This window comes from Kluyvera ascorbata (assembly GCF_023195735.1).
GTDB lineage: Bacteria > Pseudomonadota > Gammaproteobacteria > Enterobacterales > Enterobacteriaceae > Kluyvera > Kluyvera ascorbata.
Genome location: NZ_CP096201.1, coordinates 2,224,127 through 2,241,186, shown reverse-complemented (window position 1 = coordinate 2,241,186; position 17,060 = coordinate 2,224,127). Strand labels below are relative to the sequence as shown.

Here is a 17,060-nt window from a genome sequence, read left to right as displayed (position 1 = left end):
TTATCCTGCCCTTATTTAAACTGTTTGAGGAAACGCAGATCGTTTTCGAAGAATGCGCGCAAATCGGTGACGCCGTAACGCAGCATGGTCAGACGCTCCATACCCATACCGAAGGCGAAGCCGGAGTAAACTTCCGGATCGATACCAACGTTGCGCAGTACGTTCGGGTGCACCATCCCGCAGCCCAGAACTTCCAGCCATTTGCCGTTTTTACCCATCACATCCACTTCTGCGGACGGTTCGGTGAACGGGAAGTAGGACGGACGGAAACGAATCTGCAAATCTTCCTCAAAGAAGTTGCGCAGGAAGTCGTGAATCGTGCCCTTCAGATTGGTGAAGCTGATGTTCTTATCAACAATCAGGCCTTCCATCTGATGGAACATTGGGGTGTGCGTCTGATCGTAGTCGTTACGATATACGCGGCCCGGCGCGATAATACGGATTGGCGGTTCCTGATCTTTCATGGTGCGGATCTGTACGCCGGAAGTCTGCGTGCGCAGCAGACGGGTCGCATCAAACCAGAAAGTGTCGTGGTCAGCGCGTGCCGGGTGGTGCGCAGGGATATTCAGCGCATCGAAGTTATGGTAGTCATCTTCGATTTCCGGACCCGTCGCTACGGTAAAGCCGAGCTCACCGAAGAAACTTTCAATACGGTCGATAGTACGGGTAACTGGGTGTAAACCACCGTTTTCAATGCGACGCCCCGGTAGGGAGATATCGATGGTCTCTGCGGCCAGACGGGCATTCATCACGGCGTTTTCCAGGTCAGCTTTACGCGCGTTCAGTGCCTGCTGCACCTGCTCTTTTGCTTCGTTAATGACGGCACCCGCTGCTGGACGCTCTTCTGGCGGCAGTTCACGCAGTGTGGTCATCTGAAGGGTCAGATGCCCTTTCTTACCCAGATATTCGACGCGGACATTGTCTAACGCGGCAACATCTGAAGCCTGGTTAATGGCTGCCTTGGCACTGGCAACCAGCTCTGCGAGATGTGACATGGTTTTCCTCATTATGTCGGTGCAGACACCGGTTTGGTGGACTTAATCTCGAATTCAGATACAAAAAAAGCCTCCATCCGGAGGCTTATTGGCGCTGATTTTTCGTTTCTTCTTTCACGCGCAAGCCTCCTGAGTTCAGGTGCTAAAGTAAAAGAAGAAGCGGAAAATAGCAGCATTCATGCTTGCGTTACCTTATGTGGTAATAACCGTAGAGTCTTTATTGAAAGGTCTACGCTGATAAATGTCAATGCATTGATACGGTTAAAATGAAAAGAGGGAGACTAGCTCCCTCTTCCAACTGGCTTATGCCAGTGCTGCTTTCGCTTTTTCGACCAGAGCGGTGAACGCTACTTTGTCGAATACTGCGATGTCAGCCAGGATCTTACGGTCAATTTCAACAGAGGCTTTTTTCAGGCCATTGATGAATTTGCTGTAAGAAATACCGTTCTGACGTGCTGCTGCATTGATACGTGCAATCCACAGCTGACGGAACTGACGTTTACGTTGACGACGGTCACGGTAAGCGTACTGACCAGCTTTGATAACAGCCTGGAAGGCAACGCGGTATACGCGAGAACGCGCACCGTAGTAGCCTTTAGCTTGTTTCAGAATTTTTTTGTGACGTGCACGAGCAATTACACCACGTTTTACGCGAGCCATGTGAGCTCTCCTGTATCTATATTCTTAGTAAAAAAAATTAAACGTTAACGGCTTATGCGTACGGCAGGCACGCGATAACCAGACCCAGATCGCCTTTAGACACGAGGCCTTTTGGACGCAGGTGACGTTTACGTTTAGTAGATTTTTTGGTCAGAATATGACGCAGGTTTGCGTGCTTACGCTTAAATCCACCACCACCGGTTTTTTTGAAGCGCTTAGCAGCACCGCGTACGGTTTTAATCTTTGGCATCTTAATAACTTCCACTTCGCATTGTTAATAAACGAAACATAGGCGAACAATTTCAGTGAAGCCCTAAGGCTTCACCAACATCGCTACTTGAAGGCCTTACTGTTTCTTCTTAGGAGCGAGCACCATGATCATCTGGCGGCCTTCGATCTTCGTAGGGAAGGATTCGACTACTGCCAGTTCACTCAGATCGTCACGGACGCGCGTAAGCACTTCCATACCGATCTGCTGGTGGGCCATTTCACGACCGCGGAAACGCAGTGTGATCTTAGCCTTATCGCCATCTTCGAGAAAGCGAACCAGGCTGCGGAGTTTTACCTGGTAATCGCCATCATCTGTCCCAGGACGGAATTTAATTTCCTTAACCTGGATAACTTTTTGCTTCTTCTTCTGTTCCTTAGAAGACTTACTTTTTTCATAAAGGAACTTGCCGTAGTCCATAATACGACAAACTGGCGGTTCGGCGTTAGGGCTGATTTCAACTAAATCTACTCCGGCCTCTTCAGCCTTTTCGATAGCTTCTCTCAGACTCACAATACCCAAAGCTTCGCCTTCCAGACCTGTCAAGCGAACTTCCAGGGCGCGAATCTCGCCATTGATACGATTCGGACGTGCCGTTTGAACTCGTTTTCCGCCTTTAATACCTTATTCCTCCAGTTGTTGAAGACTGCGGCTGCGAATCTCTTGTTGCAGCTTCTCAATCACTTCACTTACGTCCAGGCTGCCCAGGTCTTTACCACGGCGGGTGCGAACGGCAACTTTGCCAGCTTCCACCTCTTTGTCACCGCAGACCAACATATAAGGGACACGACGTAAAGTGTGCTCGCGGATTTTAAAGCCAATCTTCTCATTTCTCAAGTCCGCTTTTACACGAATGCCTGCATTTTGTAGTTTACGGGTCAATTCGTTAACGTATTCAGACTGAGAATCAGTGATATTCATCACCACAACCTGCACAGGGGCAAGCCATGTTGGGAAGAAACCAGCGAACTCTTCGGTCAGGATGCCAATGAAGCGCTCCAGAGACCCCAAAATTGCGCGGTGAATCATCACCGGTACCTGACGCTCGTTGTTCTCGCCTACATAAGAGGCGCTCAGACGAGACGGCAGAGAGAAGTCCAGCTGTACAGTACCGCACTGCCATGCACGATCGAGGCAGTCATACAGGGTAAATTCAATTTTCGGACCGTAGAATGCGCCTTCACCCAGTTGATATTCAAACGGGATGTTGTTTTCTTCCAGCGCAACCGCCAGATCCGCTTCAGCACGGTCCCACATTTCATCGCTACCGATACGTTTTTCCGGACGCGTTGAAAGTTTGACCACGATTTTTTCGAAACCGAAAGTGCTGTACATATCATAGACTAAACGAATGCATGCGTTCACTTCATCACGCACCTGCTCTTCCGTACAGAAGATATGGGCGTCATCCTGAGTGAAGCCGCGTACACGCATTAAGCCATGCAGCGCACCTGACGGTTCATTACGGTGGCAGCTACCGAACTCCGCCATACGCAGCGGCAGGTCACGGTAGGATTTCAGACCCTGGTTGAAGATCTGAACGTGCCCCGGGCAGTTCATTGGCTTGATGCAGTACTCACGGTTCTCAGAAGAGGTGGTGAACATTGCATCTTTGTAGTTGTCCCAGTGGCCGGTTTTTTCCCACAGCACACGGTCCATCATGAACGGGCCTTTCACTTCCTGATACTGGTACTCTTTCAGCTTGGAGCGTACAAAAGTTTCCAGTTCACGGAAGATAGTCCAGCCGTCATTATGCCAGAACACCATCCCCGGCGCTTCTTCCTGCATATGATACAGGTCGAGCTGCTTACCGATTTTACGGTGATCGCGTTTTGACGCTTCTTCCAGACGCTGCAGGTAGGCATTGAGGGCTTTTTTGTCCGTCCATGCAGTACCATAGATACGCTGCAGCATCTTGTTGTTGCTGTCGCCACGCCAGTATGCACCGGCGGTTTTCATCAGCTTGAAGTAGTGACAGAAACGCATATTCGGCACGTGCGGACCACGGCACATGTCGACGTATTCTTCGTGATGATACAAGCCAGGCTTGTCATCATGCGCGATGTTTTCATCAAGGATGGAAACTTTATAGTTTTCACCACGTTTGACGAAAGTTTCACGAGCTTCATGCCAGCTCACTTTCTTCTTGATGACATCATAGTTTTTCTCGGCGAGCTCATGCATGCGTTTTTCGAGCGCGTCGATGTCTTCCTGGGTCAGCGTATGGTCAAGATCAACGTCATAATAGAAACCGTTGTCAATCACCGGGCCGATCGCCATTTTGGTGTTTGGCCACAGCTGTTTGATCGCATGACCAAGCAGGTGAGCACACGAGTGACGAATGATTTCCAGACCATCTTCATCTTTTGCGGTGATAAGAGACAGCGTGGCATCGTTTTCAATCAGATCTGAAGCATCAACCAGTTCACCGTTCACGCGCCCAGCGATGGTGGCTTTTGCCAGGCCAGGACCGATGTCCAGAGCAACATCCATTGGGCTTACGGCGTGGTCGTAATGGCGTTGGCTGCCATCAGGAAGAGTAATTACAGGCATTTAATGTCCTTATTTGCAGTGGTGCCCCACACGAAAGAGCACATACAAAACTATATGATTAAATTTATCAACAGGTTATGGATTGATTTCTGCTTCACTCTGCAAAAAATGAGGAGTGTGTACACATTGTGTACCCTGCTCCGCCTGCATCCGCCTGCTGATAACACCGTGGGTTAGTTTACACATCATCAGGACATGATAAAAGCCGCAATTACCTTGTGGGGCGCACACTGCTATCTTTACCAACAATTCTGATACACTACATTAAATCTTAAAGGAAAAAGGACAGAACATGCCCACTCATCGATTCGCAAAAAAACATTGGAAAATGGTGCTGGTACTGATCGCTATCTGTGGCGCAATGCTACTGCTTAGATGGGCGGCGATGATTTGGGGATAATGATGGAAGTGTAAAGGCTAATGGCGCGGAGTTTTCAGTCCATTTTTAACATTCAGACTAGCGCATTAGAATATATACAGAAAATGCTGTTAACACAGATTTATTGACAATATGTGCGACTAAACCCGATTCAGATTTACACTCATAATACAAAGACTGAATTTTAATTAGAAATAAATGGCAGCAAGAAAAACCGGTACCACTCTACCCGGTTTTCTCTGCCGTTATAACTAATTGAACAAAAATCAGATTATTACAGCACAGAAATATTAGGACCAACCACCAGCAACCAGGGTATGTACATTAAAAGCATCATCCATTGACTGGCCGGTAGACTGAGAGCCAGGCGCCATATTAGAGCCCGCTTCAACGTCGTGCGCGCTAGAGATACCAATGTGCTGTGCGGTAGTGGTGTTCGTAGAACTGGCAGGTTGAGCTACTGGTTCGGCAGCAAATACGCCGAAAGAGAGTGCTGACAGCAGAATAGCTGCGGATGCGATTTTGATATTTTTCATAATGTTTATTCTCTGACTTGATTAAGACTTTAGAACGCTAAGGCATCATTCCGCCCTTGAACATAGTCTAGATCCAGATCACACTTTTGCCTAGTCAAAATATTTAGCTATTCGTGTCAAATTTATTGAATATATATGTCAGAAAGGTCGAATGTGGAGATATTATGAAGAACTTGTATTTTTAATAAAATAAAACAGCGGTTGCTTTAAATAATAACACAAAACGATAAATTGAAAATACAGGCCGGGAATTCTCCGGCCTGTAAATTATTACATCGTATAACCAAGCGTTAGCGAGGTACGGCGATCGGTATGATTCGGCGCCGTTGCTGGTGGTTCAGAGTTCCAGGTCACGTTGTAAGCCACTTTCAAACCAAAGTGTTCGTTGATTGCGACATTCAGTGCGGTTTCTGAGTTGACGGTCGTATCATCCGCGCCCAGTACGGATACGCCCTGAGTGAATTTCGCGGTTTGAGTCATCTGCCACGCGTAGGTCGCGGAAGCATAACCCAGCGGCCGAGTTTCTGAATCGCCATCGGTATATTCGTCATAACGAACGCCAGGACCGAATTCAAAACGGAAGCTGTGGATAGGTCCATTCAGGAATTGACGACCATAACCCGCGGTAAACACATCACGCTCATGGTAACCATTGTAGCGGTCGGTCAGCCAGCTCGCCTGACCAAACAGGTAATCTTCATGCGTCATATTGTAACGACTACGACCCCCTACAGAGTATTTCTCTGAAGAACGTTCATCGTTTGCAGACGTGTTGCTGGCGGTACCCCAAAGGGACCAGGCCGTCGATTCACCGTACCAGGTGAGCGTGGAGTCAGCGGTCGCTGAAGTACTTTTGGTATTACCAGCCTGCGAGAGATAGCCCGCATTGACGTTGCCTTCAAAAGGCTTCTTGGCGGTGCTCGGGTCATCCATGACAGTAAAAACGGTATCACTGGCGGTTGCATATGCAGACGCAAACACGCCCCCCAGCAGCACAACCGCTGCCGGTACTGTCTTCAAAAGCTTCATTTATTAAGGGTCCGTACAACAAAATAGGAGACAATTCCGTCCCGGAAACTTTCGCGAGGATCAACGACGGGGTGGTCCATAGAAAGGCAACAAATTATAAAAAGGCACGTATAACATAGCAATCTATTCTTCTTTCATTTTTTGAATAAGAGACCTCTTAAAGCACGTTTTAATTTATAATAAAAAAGCCGCAGCTTCTTTACGCTTTTCTATAAAAATCAGTCCGTTGATTCTTTCTTTATTCTCTATCCGGTGCCAGACTTAAACGCAATTGTGTTCTAAGCCACTTGTTGGCTTAAAAAGGGAGGTTATCGATATGGTCAAGATCTACACGCTGACGCTCGCCCCTTCACTCGACAGCGCCACCCAAACGCCACAGATTTATCCAGAAGGGAAACTCCGCTGTAGTGCCCCTGTTTTCGAGCCTGGCGGCGGTGGGATTAACGTTGCGCGCGCAATCACCTTTCTGGGCGGCAGCGCGACCGCTATTTTCCCCGCCGGTGGCGCAACAGGTGAACACCTGGTCGCCCTACTTCAGGCTGAAAACGTACCGGTTGAAAGCATCGAAGCACACGAGTGGACTCGCCAGAACCTTCACGTTCACGTTGCGGCTAACGGCGAGCAATACCGCTTTGTGATGCCGGGAGCCACGCTCAACGGTGATGAACTGATGAAATTACAGGAAAAGGTTCTGCAAATTGCGCCTGGGTCGCTACTGGTCATCAGCGGCAGTCTGCCGCCTGGCGTTTCCCTTGAGCAGTTCACTGCACTCATTCAAGCCGCCCAACATCATGGCCTACGTTGCGTTATCGATAGCTCCGGTGATGCCCTTACCGCTGCACTGGCGATAGGCCAGATTGAGCTGGTTAAGCCGAATCAGAAAGAACTCAGCGCGTTGGTCCAACGTGAACTTGTACAACCTGATGATGTGCGCAATGCAGCGCTGGAAATCATCCGCAGCGGGAAGGCTCGGCGCGTAGTGGTATCGTTAGGTGCGCAAGGGGCGCTGGCGATTGACGAGCAAAACTGCGTTCAGGTTGTGCCGCCTCCCATCAAAAGTCAGAGCACCGTTGGTGCGGGCGACAGTATGGTTGGCGCCATGACCCTCAAGCTTGCTGAAAATGCGTCCCTCGAAGAGATGGTTCGCTTTGGCGTTGCCGCAGGCAGTGCAGCGACGATTAACCAGGGGACGCGCCTGTGTTCGCAGGAAAATACCCATAAGATTTACGCCTACCTGCAACAGCACTAAATGCTCAAGAATCGGGCTCGTAGCACATGCTACGAGTCGCGAAATCACGGTAATCAACTATGCTAACCAAACTCCATTGTTAACAATGGCGTGCATCACGATGGTTTAACTCACGATCGCCACGGGTGAGCCATCATGCACCTGTCGCAGAAGGCATACGACCTTGTCCCTGCTTTCTACACTCTTTTTACCCGTTGTGCGGTATAGCTCGTATTTTTACCCGGCATTTATGCGCTAACCTTATGATATGGCAGAAAACATGGGGAGAGACATCATGTGGCAAGCGATCAGTAGTCTGTTAGGCGAGCAACTTGGAAGTGGCGAAATCGATCAGCGTACTGAACTGCCCGGCGGAGAGATCCATGCCGCATGGCATATACGCTATACAGGTCGCGATTTTTTCGTCAAATGCGATGAACGAGAGCTATTACCCATTTTCACCGCGGAAGCCGATCAACTTGAACTGCTCTCCCGTAGTAAAACCGTGTCCGTTCCGGAAGTGTTTGTCGTCGGTTCAGACCGCGATTACAGCTTCCTGGTGATGGAGTACCTGCCTCCTCGTCCGCTGGATGCGCATAATGCATTCTTACTGGGTCAGCAGCTTGCCCGTTTGCACGAATGGAGCGATCAGCCGCAGTTTGGCCTCGACTTCGACAACGATCTGTCTACCACCCCACAGCCCAATGCCTGGCAACGGCGCTGGTCCAACTTTTTCGCCGAACAGCGTATTGGCTGGCAACTTGAGCTTGCGGCTGAAAAAGGCATGGAGTTCGGGGATATTGACGCCATTGTTAACCATATCCAGCAGCGCCTGAGCGGCCACCAGCCACAGCCTTCTCTATTGCATGGCGACCTTTGGTCAAACAACTGCGCACTGGGGCCAAACGGGCCGTATATTTTTGACCCAGCCTGTTATTGGGGAGATCGCGAATGCGACCTGGCCATGTTACCGCTGCACCCGGATCAACCACCGCAAATTTACGATGGCTATCAGTCCGTGTCCCCACTTCCGGCAGATTTCCTTGACCGGCAGTCGGTCTATCAGCTTTATACCTTAATTAACCGCGCCATTCTTTTCGGCGGTCAGCACTTTGTCACTGCGCAGAAAGCGTTGGACCACGTTCTCGCTGCATAAAAAAAGCCCCTTTCGGGGCTTTTTTAGTTCATCTGCACGCCTTTCAGGCGGAACTCAATATTCATAATGAGCCCTGTGCCCGGCTTACCGGTTTCATAGCGCCATTTGCGCATAGCCGTTTTCACATCGCGTTCAAACATATTTGACGGTTGAGCGGAAAGAATTTCCACATTTTCGACGCGCCCGTCGGCGGTTACGTCAAATTTCACCCGAACTTTACCTTCGATACGCAGAGCCTGAGCACGCGTAGGGTAACCTGGCTGCGGACGATTAAGCGCGCGCGGGCCAGTGGGCGCATTGACCGATGGCGCACTGGCGCCCGGCAGGTTATTCGCAACGGAGCGCGCTGGCGGCGCATCATTATTCACCGTGGAGAGCGGACGCTGTTCAACCGGTTTAATTTCCGGTTTTGGCTGCTCAACTTTTTTCACCGGCTTCGGTTTAGGTTTTGGCTTAGGTTTCGGTTTATGAATAACGACCGGGGCCTGCGGCACCTCAGGAATAGGTTCCGGTTCTGGCTCGGGTTCAGGCTCAACGATTGGCTGTGGCTGAACCACTGCCTGTGGGGGCTCTAAATCAGCGGGAGCCACCATCGTGATGGTAATCGGCTGAGCGGGTGCGGGCAGTTCAATAACCTGATGTACCGAGGTATAAAGCAGACCGGCCACGACGGCACCGTGAATGCCAACAGAGAGTAACGTCGGCCACGGAAAGCGGCGAGGTAAATCAAGGGTCATTGCAGTCATAATCGTTACAGTTAAAAAATGAGACCCCGATTTTAAATGCAAATGACAATCATATTCAATAAGACATCTTATCTTCGATCAACTTTTTGCCCTTCCTGCCCAAAAAATCCCCGTCCAAACACAACTTTTCACACCGGCAAAACTTTGCATTGCAGTCGCTAGCGCTTTCCCTTAACGTAATCCGCAAATTATTTAAACAGGAGTTCCGCCCGTGCTTTACGTCATCTACGCTCAGGATATCGCCGACTCTCTTGAAAAACGTCTTTCCGTCCGCCCTGCTCATCTGGCTCGCCTGCAGCTTCTGCATGATGAAGGCCGTCTGCTGACCGCAGGCCCAATGCCAGCCGTTGATAGCAACGATCCAGGCGCGGCCGGTTTTAGCGGTTCAACGGTTATTGCTGAATTTGAATCACTGGAAGCCGCTCAGGCATGGGCGCAGGATGACCCATACGTTGCCGCAGGGGTTTATCAGCAGGTTTCAGTAAAACCTTATAAGAAAGTATTTTAATAAAAGCGGGCTGTAGCTTGCTAAAAAACTGAGGGCACCCTGACGGTGCCCTTTTTATATCATCAGAGATCGTAGATGGCGAACAGCAGGCAATTGCGCTGCCGACCAACAAGGCTTTTTCTGATGGAGTGGATGCGCATGTTGCGGCGAGACTGAGCTTCCAGCCAACGCGATTTACGACGGCTCGCTTGTCTCAGCATCCGCCAGCGTCCCACTTCAGGTCTACTACGCTTCATTTCTAACGCTCTTTCAAAAAAAGACGGCCCATTATAGCCCCTTGCTAAGGGCTGACCAGCGCTTTCTCATGGTGTTTTTATTTGCCAGATGCCTTCGGATGCGTAAACTCTTAACAACTGGCATTCAAAAGGATTTTCGAAATATGACAACCGTCTACACCGTAGTGAGTTGGATGGCGATTCTGGGGTATTGGTTGTTGATAGCCGGGGTAACGCTGCGCATTTTGATGAAGCGTCGCGCCGTTCCGTCAGCAATGGCGTGGCTGCTGATCATCTATATTCTGCCGCTGGTCGGTATTATCGCCTACCTCTCTTTAGGGGAGCTCCACCTCGGCAAGCGCCGCGCCGAACGCGCGCGTGCCATGTGGCCATCAACCGCAAAATGGCTCAGCGACCTGAAAGCCTGCAATCATATCTTTGCCGAAGACAACAGCCAGGTGGCCTCTTCGCTGTTCAAGCTGTGCGAACGTCGTCAAGGTATTGCCGGCCTGAAAGGAAACCAGCTTCAGCTGTTAACCGAATCCGACGATGTTATGCAGGCAATCATTCGTGACATCCAGCTTGCTCGCCATAATATCGAAATGGTCTTCTACATCTGGCAGCCCGGTGGAATGGCCGACCAGGTTGCCGAATCATTAATGGCTGCCGCACGCCGTGGCGTTCACTGCCGCCTGATGTTAGATTCCGCCGGGAGCGTCGCGTTTTTCCGTAGCCCCTGGGCTGCGATGATGCGAAATGCCGGCATCGAAGTAGTTGAAGCGCTGAAGGTCAATCTGATGCGTGTTTTCCTGCGCCGCATGGATTTGCGACAGCATCGCAAGATGATCATGATTGATAACTATATTGCCTACACCGGCAGTATGAACATGGTCGACCCACGCTTCTTCAAGCAAGACTCCGGCGTCGGTCAGTGGATAGACCTGATGGCGCGCATGGAAGGCCCAATAGCCACCGGCATGGGTATTGTTTACTCCTGCGACTGGGAGATAGAAACCGGCAAACGCCTATTACCGCCCGCGCCAGACCTCAATATTATGCCGTTTGAAGAGGCCAGCGGACACACTATTCAGACCATCGCCTCGGGGCCTGGTTTCCCGGAAGATTTGATTCACCAGGCGTTACTGACTGCGGCGTACTCCGCCCGTGAGTACCTGATCATGACCACCCCTTATTTCGTCCCGAGCGAAGATTTGCTGCACGCCATCTGTACCGCCGCCCAGCGCGGTGTTGATGTTAGCATCATCCTGCCGCGTAAGAACGATTCGGTGTTGGTCGGTTGGGCAAGCCGAGCCTTCTTTACCGAACTACTGGCTGCAGGCGTGAAGATTTATCAATTCGAAGGCGGTCTGCTGCACACCAAGAGCGTACTGGTTGACGGCGAGCTAAGCCTGGTCGGTACCGTGAACCTCGATATGCGCAGCCTGTGGCTCAATTTCGAAATTACGCTAGTGATTGATGATGCCGGATTCGGCGCCGATTTAGCCTCTGTTCAGGACGACTATATTTCCCGCTCCCGCTTACTGGATGCGCGGTTATGGGTAAAACGTCCTTTCTGGCACCGCATTGCCGAACGTCTGTTTTACTTCTTCAGCCCGTTGCTGTAAAACGTGCCCAATAGAACTCAACAGGTAGCCATCATGGATATGGATTTAAATAATCGTCTTACTGAAGACGAAACGCTTGAGCAGGCTTACGACATTTTCCTCGAGCTGGCCGTCGATAATCTCGACCCCGCCGATGTTATTCTGTTCAACCTGCAGTTTGAAGAACGCGGCGGCGCTGAGCTGTTCGACCCATCGGAAGACTGGCAGGAACACGTCGATTACGACCTGAATCCAGACTTCTTCGCAGAAGTGGTCATTGGTCTGGCGGAAACCGATGGCGGCGAACTGAATGATGTTTTTGCGCGCATTCTGCTGTGCCGCGAAAAGGATCACAAGCTCTGCCATATTCTGTGGCGCGAATAAGTCCAATATTGATTAAAGGGCAGCGTAAAGCTGCCCTTTTTTATGCCCCGTATTCGTGAGGAAGCGAGGTACCGCAGCCGTTACAGTAACGCGCCTTAGGGTCGTGGTCACGCTGCTTACAGTGCGGACAAACGCGTTCATGACGGCGTTTTTGAAATTCATTGGTCATCTGAGAAGTGATAATCCCCGTCGGGATAGCAATCACCGAGTAGCCTATCAGGATGAGGACGGATGCCACCATTCGCCCTGCCGCGGTGTGCGGCGTGATGTCCCCATAGCCCACCGTTGTCACCGTCACAATAGCCCAATAAACCGATGTGCTCAGGGTGGTAAAGCCGTTAACCGGCCCTTCGATACCATACATCAGCGCCCCCGCGACAACCATGACAATGCCAATAAAGGCATAGAACAGAATAAGCTGATGTCGGGAGTTAACAATCGCGCCCCACAGGCTATTTAATGCGGGCATCAGACGCAGTAATTTGAGAATACGTAATACGCGGATCACGCGCATTGCTCGCCAGGCGAACAGGTATTCCACACCTATCTGCGGCCATAATAATATGACGTACAGCGGTAAAATGGTGGCAAGGTCGATAAATCCCCAGAAACTGAAAACGTATTTTGCCGGTTTTGGCCAACAAAGCACGCGCAGGAAATACTCCAGGGTAAACATCAAGGTAAACCCCACTTCTAGCATGACAAATGTGTGCCATTCATCAAACGTCAGATGGTAGGTTGTGCCAATCCCTGATTCGATAAAAATAACGACAACGCTTAATAACGCAAACAGACCGCATAGGGCTTCAAACCGTCGGCCTGAAAGCGTACGTTGATCGAATAAGAAATGATAAAGACGATGGCGCAAAGCGCTAATACCCGCCACGTTATCTCCTCGTCAAAATAAAAAGGGCTGGCAACTTGCCAGCCCTGACGATTATAACGGGTCTACTTTAAGACAGGAAACCGCGTGGCGGAAACTCCCTTCCAGAAGTGGACGCGTTTTCGCACATTCTGGCCCTGCCAGCGGACAGCGCGTACGGAATACACAGCCTGATGGTGGATTAATCGGCGAAGGTAACTCCCCTTCCAGTAGCTGGATGGTTTTGTTCTTCTCCATATCCGGGTCAGGAACCGGGACAGCTGACATTAATGCTTTGGTGTACGGGTGAAGCGGATTGTTGTACACCTCATCGTAGGTGCCAAGCTCGACCGCATGACCCAGATACATCACCAGCACACGGTCGGAAATGTGCTTCACCACCGCCAGATCGTGAGCGATGAAGATCAGCGACAGCCCCATTTCGCGCTGTAGCTGCTGGAGCAGGTTCACTACCTGCGCCTGGATTGAAACGTCCAGCGCCGATACGGGTTCATCACAGATAATCAGCTTTGGTTCCAGAATCAGCGCACGGGCAATACCGATACGCTGGCACTGACCACCGGAAAACTCATGCGGATAGCGGTTGACGAGGTTTGGCAACAGCCCAACCTTCATCATCATGGCTTTCACTTTGTCGCGAACTTCCTGGCGCGGCATCTTCGGATAATACGTGCGCAGCGGCTCGGCAATGATCTCACCGATGGTCATACGCGGGTTCAGCGAAGCCAGCGGGTCCTGGAAAATCATCTGGATATCGCTGCGCACGGCGCGCCACTCATCCGGTTTCATTCCCAGAAGATCTTTGCCAAGCCAGGCCACTTTGCCTTCTGTCGCCTTCACCAGCCCAATAATGGCACGAGCAAACGTCGACTTACCGCAACCTGATTCCCCCACCACGCCCAGCGTCTCACCTTCGTACAAACGCAGGGTGACGCCATCAACCGCTTTCAGCGTTTTTGGTGGCTGCCAGAACCACTGTTTCCCGTCTTTAATCTCGAAGTGAACCTTTAAGTCTGCAATTTCGAGCAGGACTTTTCTTTCATCAGTTACGGCGCTCATACCAGCTCCCCCACGTTTCTAAAGCAGGCACGCAAACGGCCCGGCGCAAACTCTTCCAGCGGTGGCGCGCTATTGCATGCTTCCATCGCATGTGGACAACGAGGCTGGAATGGACAACCAGTCGGCAAACGCAGTAAGTTAGGTGGGTTACCAGGGATGGTTAACAGTGATTCACCCTCAGCATCAAGACGTGGTACGGCATTCAGAAGACCAATAGAATAAGGATGTGCAGGATGATAGAAGACATCGCGCGCTTTACCATATTCCATGGTTCGCCCGGCGTACATCACCAGCACCTTATCGCAGATCCCAGCCACAACGCCCAGATCGTGGGTGATCATGATAATCGCCGTATTGAACTCGCGCTTCAGTTCATTCAACAGGGTCATAATTTGCGCCTGAACGGTCACGTCCAGCGCGGTAGTTGGTTCATCAGCAATCAGCAGTTTTGGCCGGCACAGCAGCGCCATGGCGATCATCACGCGCTGACGCATCCCGCCGGAGAATTCGTGCGGATACATCTTCATGCGCTTACGCGCTTCCGGCATTTTGACCGCATCGAGCATTCTGACCGACTCTTCAAACGCTTCAGCCTTGCCCATGCCTTTATGCAACATCAGGACTTCCATGAGCTGCTCGTCGACGCGCATATACGGGTTCAACGAGGTCATCGGGTCCTGGAAAATCATCGAGATCTGCTCGGCACGCAGCTTGTTTAGCTGATGCTCAGGCAGGTTAAGGATCTCTTTACCGTTAAACAGCGCCGACCCCCCAATACGCCCGTTACTGGCTAACAGCCCCATCAGCGCAAACGCGGTCTGCGACTTACCAGAACCGGACTCACCAACGATACCCAGCGTTTCGCCCGCACGCAGGCTAAAGTTGAGGTCGTTCACGGCCGTTACGTCACCGTCCGGCGTTTTAAAAGTCACGCGTAAATCTTTTACGTTAAGCAACCGCTCAGATGCCGTTGCCGTTTCAATTGTGCTCATGGCAACTCTCCTTAACGGTCTTTCGGGTCGAGGGCATCACGCAGGCCATCGCCGATAAAGTTAAAACAGAACAGGGTCACAACCAGGAATCCAGCCGGGAACAGCAGCAGCCACGGCGAAACTTCCATTGAGTTCGCCCCATCGCTTAACAGTGCGCCCCAGCTACTTAGCGGCTCCTGGGTACCCAGGCCGAGGAAGCTCAGGAAGGATTCAAACAGAATCATGCTCGGTACCAGCAGTGAGGCGTACACCACCACCACGCCCAGTACGTTTGGCACGATATGACGAACCACAATGCTCACCGTAGAAACACCACCAACCTGCGCCGCTTCAATAAACTCTTTACGCTTCAGACTTAGGGTCTGACCACGCACGATACGCGCCATATCCAGCCAGGACACCATCCCGATAGCCACGAAGATAAGCAGGATGTTTTGCCCAAAGAAAGTGACCAGCAGTATCACGAAGAACATGAACGGGAAGGAGTTGAGGATTTCCAGCAAGCGCATCATCACTGAGTCAACTTTACCGCCCAGATAGCCGGACAGTGAGCCATAGAGCGTACCCACAATCACAGCCACCAGCGCGGCGGCGATCCCAACCATTAGGGAAATACGTCCACCGATGGCCACGCGCACCAGCAGGTCACGCCCGGAGGAGTCGGTACCGAAGTAGTGCCCGGAGGCCATTTCCGGTGCGTTAGACATCATGCCCCAGTCGGTGTCGAAGTAGGAGAACTGCGACAACATCGGGGCCAGCGTCACGAACAGCGCAATAAGAACCAATACAACCAGGCTGGCTACCGCGGCGCGGTTATGCATGAAACGTCGACGCGCATCCTGCCACAGGCTACGCCCTTCGACTTCCAGCTTTTCACTGAAGTTTTCCAGCGCCTCGCTGCTTTTTTTACTTAACATCATGGCGAACTCCAGCCTTAGTAACGGATTTTCGGGTCAATTACGGCGTAGAGCACGTCTACTACCGCGTTAAACAGGATCGTCAGTGCTCCAACCAGAATGGTCAGACTCAGCACCAGGGAGTAATCGCGGTTAAGCGCCCCGTTAACGAACAGCTGTCCAATCCCCGGCAAACCGTAGATTGTCTCAATGACCATCGAACCGGTAATGATACCGACGAAGGCAGGCCCCATATAAGAAAGCACCGGCAACAGCGCAGGTTTTAACGCGTGACGGAAAATAATCCGACGCATCGGCAACCCTTTCGCCCGTGCGGTACGGATGAAGTTGGAGTGTAAAACTTCAATCATCGAGCCGCGGGTAATACGCGCAATGCTGGCAATATAAGCCAGAGAGAGCGCCACCATCGGCAGGATCATGAATTGAATCGCCCCGCCGTTCCAGCCACCACCGGGCAGCCAATGCAGCGTGATCGCAAATATCATCACCAGCAGCGGCGCGACAACGAAGCTCGGTATGACCACCCCGGTCATTGCCACCCCCATGACCGCGTAATCCCATTTGGTGTTCTGTTTTAAGGCCGCAATAACCCCGGCAGTGACACCGAATATAACGGCCAGCAGGAACGCCGCGGCGCCCAACTTCGCGGATACCGGGAAGCTCACCGCCACCAGATCGTTAACCGTATAATCTTTATATTTAAAGGAAGGACCGAAATCACCATGAGCAAGCTGCTTCAGGTAATTACCGTACTGAACCAGAATTGGATCGTTTAAATGGTATTTCGCTTCGATATTCGCCATCACTTCTGGCGGCAGCGTACGTTCACCCGTAAACGGACTTCCCGGGGCGAGACGCATCATAAAGAAGGAAATAGTAATAAGAATAAATAGCGTCGGAATCGCTTCCAGACAGCGACGTAATATAAATTTTAACATTGCCCGTACC

At 51.1% G+C, this 17,060-nt stretch carries 21 protein-coding genes and 1 other annotated feature; of the genes, 6 read left to right on the top strand and 15 right to left on the bottom strand.

What is annotated here, in order from left to right:
• Positions 1 to 11 precede the first annotated feature (11 nt).
• The 6 genes from pheS to thrS form a co-directional block, all read right to left on the bottom strand.
• The gene (gene pheS / locus MY052_RS10585; RefSeq protein ID WP_248538764.1) at positions 12 to 995 is read right to left on the bottom strand and encodes a phenylalanine--tRNA ligase subunit alpha; all 984 of its coding nucleotides are present in this window, start codon (positions 993 to 995) and stop codon (positions 12 to 14) included.
• 60 nt (positions 996 to 1,055) lie between these two features.
• Positions 1,056 to 1,180, bottom strand: a sequence feature (Phe leader region).
• Positions 1,131 to 1,175, bottom strand: a complete 45-nt coding sequence (gene pheM / locus MY052_RS10580; RefSeq protein ID WP_001386830.1) for a pheST operon leader peptide PheM — start codon at positions 1,173 to 1,175, stop codon at positions 1,131 to 1,133. (Overlaps the previous feature by 45 nt.)
• Positions 1,181 to 1,298: 118 nt before the next feature.
• Complete coding sequence (gene rplT / locus MY052_RS10575; RefSeq protein WP_000124850.1) at positions 1,299 to 1,655, bottom strand: 50S ribosomal protein L20; 357 nt, start codon at positions 1,653 to 1,655, stop codon at positions 1,299 to 1,301.
• A gap of 52 nt (positions 1,656 to 1,707) precedes the next feature.
• The gene (gene rpmI, locus MY052_RS10570; RefSeq protein WP_003030583.1) at positions 1,708 to 1,905 is read right to left on the bottom strand and encodes a 50S ribosomal protein L35; all 198 of its coding nucleotides are present in this window, start codon (positions 1,903 to 1,905) and stop codon (positions 1,708 to 1,710) included.
• 96 nt (positions 1,906 to 2,001) lie between these two features.
• The gene (gene infC / locus MY052_RS10565; protein ID WP_071828920.1) at positions 2,002 to 2,544 is read right to left on the bottom strand and encodes a translation initiation factor IF-3; all 543 of its coding nucleotides are present in this window, start codon (positions 2,542 to 2,544) and stop codon (positions 2,002 to 2,004) included.
• A gap of 3 nt (positions 2,545 to 2,547) precedes the next feature.
• Positions 2,548 to 4,476 carry a threonine--tRNA ligase gene (gene thrS / locus MY052_RS10560; protein ID WP_035896278.1) on the bottom strand — a complete coding sequence of 643 codons (1,929 nt, stop codon included), beginning with the start codon at positions 4,474 to 4,476 and terminating at the stop codon, positions 2,548 to 2,550.
• A 292-nt stretch (positions 4,477 to 4,768) separates the two neighbouring features.
• Between thrS and yniD the strand changes: the two genes are divergently transcribed.
• Entirely contained in the window at positions 4,769 to 4,876 is a 108-nt protein-coding gene (yniD, locus tag MY052_RS10555) for a small membrane protein YniD (protein ID WP_100249959.1), read from the top strand.
• 269 nt (positions 4,877 to 5,145) lie between these two features.
• Here the strand turns inward: yniD and MY052_RS10550 are convergent, their stop codons facing one another.
• Both MY052_RS10550 and MY052_RS10545 read right to left on the bottom strand, forming a co-directional pair.
• The gene (locus tag MY052_RS10550) at positions 5,146 to 5,391 is read right to left on the bottom strand and encodes a YdgH/BhsA/McbA family protein (RefSeq protein WP_035896279.1); all 246 of its coding nucleotides are present in this window, start codon (positions 5,389 to 5,391) and stop codon (positions 5,146 to 5,148) included.
• 270 nt (positions 5,392 to 5,661) lie between these two features.
• The gene (locus tag MY052_RS10545; RefSeq protein ID WP_248538763.1) at positions 5,662 to 6,420 is read right to left on the bottom strand and encodes a DUF481 domain-containing protein; all 759 of its coding nucleotides are present in this window, start codon (positions 6,418 to 6,420) and stop codon (positions 5,662 to 5,664) included.
• A gap of 316 nt (positions 6,421 to 6,736) precedes the next feature.
• On the opposite strand from MY052_RS10545, the gene pfkB reads away from it, so the two are divergent.
• A complete protein-coding gene (gene pfkB, locus MY052_RS10540; protein WP_035896281.1) occupies positions 6,737 to 7,669 on the top strand; it encodes a 6-phosphofructokinase II in 933 nt (310 codons plus the stop codon).
• A 274-nt stretch (positions 7,670 to 7,943) separates the two neighbouring features.
• Positions 7,944 to 8,804 (top strand): fructosamine kinase family protein, encoded by an 861-nt coding sequence (locus MY052_RS10535; protein ID WP_202217856.1) that lies wholly within the window; start codon positions 7,944 to 7,946, stop codon positions 8,802 to 8,804.
• 23 nt (positions 8,805 to 8,827) lie between these two features.
• On the opposite strand, the gene tonB is transcribed toward MY052_RS10535, so the two are convergent.
• Complete coding sequence (tonB, locus tag MY052_RS10530) at positions 8,828 to 9,541, bottom strand: TonB system transport protein TonB (protein WP_035896283.1); 714 nt, start codon at positions 9,539 to 9,541, stop codon at positions 8,828 to 8,830.
• 220 nt (positions 9,542 to 9,761) lie between these two features.
• Between tonB and MY052_RS10525 the strand changes: the two genes are divergently transcribed.
• Complete coding sequence (locus MY052_RS10525; protein ID WP_035896284.1) at positions 9,762 to 10,058, top strand: YciI family protein; 297 nt, start codon at positions 9,762 to 9,764, stop codon at positions 10,056 to 10,058.
• 62 nt (positions 10,059 to 10,120) lie between these two features.
• Here MY052_RS10525 and MY052_RS10520 read toward each other — a convergent pair whose 3' ends face one another.
• On the bottom strand, positions 10,121 to 10,294 hold the full coding sequence (locus MY052_RS10520; protein WP_147281530.1) for a YciY family protein: 174 nt from the start codon (positions 10,292 to 10,294) through the stop codon (positions 10,121 to 10,123).
• Positions 10,295 to 10,437: 143 nt separating this feature from the next.
• On the opposite strand from MY052_RS10520, the gene cls reads away from it, so the two are divergent.
• The gene (gene cls / locus MY052_RS10515) at positions 10,438 to 11,898 is read left to right on the top strand and encodes a cardiolipin synthase (RefSeq protein WP_115074087.1); all 1,461 of its coding nucleotides are present in this window, start codon (positions 10,438 to 10,440) and stop codon (positions 11,896 to 11,898) included.
• Positions 11,899 to 11,931: 33 nt separating this feature from the next.
• The gene (locus MY052_RS10510) at positions 11,932 to 12,261 is read left to right on the top strand and encodes an HI1450 family dsDNA-mimic protein (protein ID WP_035896066.1); all 330 of its coding nucleotides are present in this window, start codon (positions 11,932 to 11,934) and stop codon (positions 12,259 to 12,261) included.
• 40 nt (positions 12,262 to 12,301) lie between these two features.
• On the opposite strand, the gene MY052_RS10505 is transcribed toward MY052_RS10510, so the two are convergent.
• Genes MY052_RS10505 through oppB form a run of 5 tightly spaced genes read right to left on the bottom strand, consistent with a single transcriptional unit; the run spans position 12,302 to position 17,050 of the window.
• Positions 12,302 to 13,147 (bottom strand): ion transporter, encoded by an 846-nt coding sequence (locus tag MY052_RS10505; protein ID WP_035896064.1) that lies wholly within the window; start codon positions 13,145 to 13,147, stop codon positions 12,302 to 12,304.
• 51 nt (positions 13,148 to 13,198) lie between these two features.
• Complete coding sequence (gene oppF, locus MY052_RS10500) at positions 13,199 to 14,203, bottom strand: murein tripeptide/oligopeptide ABC transporter ATP binding protein OppF (protein WP_248538762.1); 1,005 nt, start codon at positions 14,201 to 14,203, stop codon at positions 13,199 to 13,201.
• Complete coding sequence (gene oppD, locus MY052_RS10495) at positions 14,200 to 15,195, bottom strand: ABC transporter ATP-binding protein (protein ID WP_202217817.1); 996 nt, start codon at positions 15,193 to 15,195, stop codon at positions 14,200 to 14,202. The genes oppF and oppD overlap by 4 nt, the downstream gene beginning before the upstream one ends.
• 11 nt (positions 15,196 to 15,206) lie before the next feature.
• On the bottom strand, positions 15,207 to 16,115 hold the full coding sequence (oppC, locus tag MY052_RS10490) for an oligopeptide ABC transporter permease OppC (protein ID WP_248538761.1): 909 nt from the start codon (positions 16,113 to 16,115) through the stop codon (positions 15,207 to 15,209).
• A 14-nt stretch (positions 16,116 to 16,129) separates the two neighbouring features.
• A complete protein-coding gene (gene oppB, locus MY052_RS10485; protein WP_035896056.1) occupies positions 16,130 to 17,050 on the bottom strand; it encodes an oligopeptide ABC transporter permease OppB in 921 nt (306 codons plus the stop codon).
• Between the last annotated feature and the right edge of the window lie 10 nt (positions 17,051 to 17,060).

Excerpts from the sequence above, each read along its gene's own strand:
- pheS (WP_248538764.1), bottom strand. The coding sequence starts at position 995 with ATGTCACATCTCGCAGAGCTGGTTGCCAGTGCCAAGGCAGCCATTAAC.
- rplT (WP_000124850.1), bottom strand. The coding sequence starts at position 1,655 with ATGGCTCGCGTAAAACGTGGTGTAATTGCTCGTGCACGTCACAAAAAA.
- rpmI (WP_003030583.1), bottom strand. The coding sequence starts at position 1,905 with ATGCCAAAGATTAAAACCGTACGCGGTGCTGCTAAGCGCTTCAAAAAA.
- thrS (WP_035896278.1), bottom strand. The coding sequence starts at position 4,476 with ATGCCTGTAATTACTCTTCCTGATGGCAGCCAACGCCATTACGACCAC.
- yniD (WP_100249959.1), top strand. The coding sequence starts at position 4,769 with ATGCCCACTCATCGATTCGCAAAAAAACATTGGAAAATGGTGCTGGTA.
- MY052_RS10550 (WP_035896279.1), bottom strand. The coding sequence starts at position 5,391 with ATGAAAAATATCAAAATCGCATCCGCAGCTATTCTGCTGTCAGCACTC.
- MY052_RS10545 (WP_248538763.1), bottom strand. The coding sequence starts at position 6,420 with ATGAAGCTTTTGAAGACAGTACCGGCAGCGGTTGTGCTGCTGGGGGGC.
- pfkB (WP_035896281.1), top strand. The coding sequence starts at position 6,737 with ATGGTCAAGATCTACACGCTGACGCTCGCCCCTTCACTCGACAGCGCC.
- MY052_RS10535 (WP_202217856.1), top strand. The coding sequence starts at position 7,944 with ATGTGGCAAGCGATCAGTAGTCTGTTAGGCGAGCAACTTGGAAGTGGC.
- tonB (WP_035896283.1), bottom strand. The coding sequence starts at position 9,541 with ATGACCCTTGATTTACCTCGCCGCTTTCCGTGGCCGACGTTACTCTCT.
- MY052_RS10520 (WP_147281530.1), bottom strand. The coding sequence starts at position 10,294 with ATGAAGCGTAGTAGACCTGAAGTGGGACGCTGGCGGATGCTGAGACAA.
- cls (WP_115074087.1), top strand. The coding sequence starts at position 10,438 with ATGACAACCGTCTACACCGTAGTGAGTTGGATGGCGATTCTGGGGTAT.
- MY052_RS10510 (WP_035896066.1), top strand. The coding sequence starts at position 11,932 with ATGGATATGGATTTAAATAATCGTCTTACTGAAGACGAAACGCTTGAG.
- oppF (WP_248538762.1), bottom strand. The coding sequence starts at position 14,203 with ATGAGCGCCGTAACTGATGAAAGAAAAGTCCTGCTCGAAATTGCAGAC.
- oppD (WP_202217817.1), bottom strand. The coding sequence starts at position 15,195 with ATGAGCACAATTGAAACGGCAACGGCATCTGAGCGGTTGCTTAACGTA.
- oppC (WP_248538761.1), bottom strand. The coding sequence starts at position 16,115 with ATGATGTTAAGTAAAAAAAGCAGCGAGGCGCTGGAAAACTTCAGTGAA.
- oppB (WP_035896056.1), bottom strand. The coding sequence starts at position 17,050 with ATGTTAAAATTTATATTACGTCGCTGTCTGGAAGCGATTCCGACGCTA.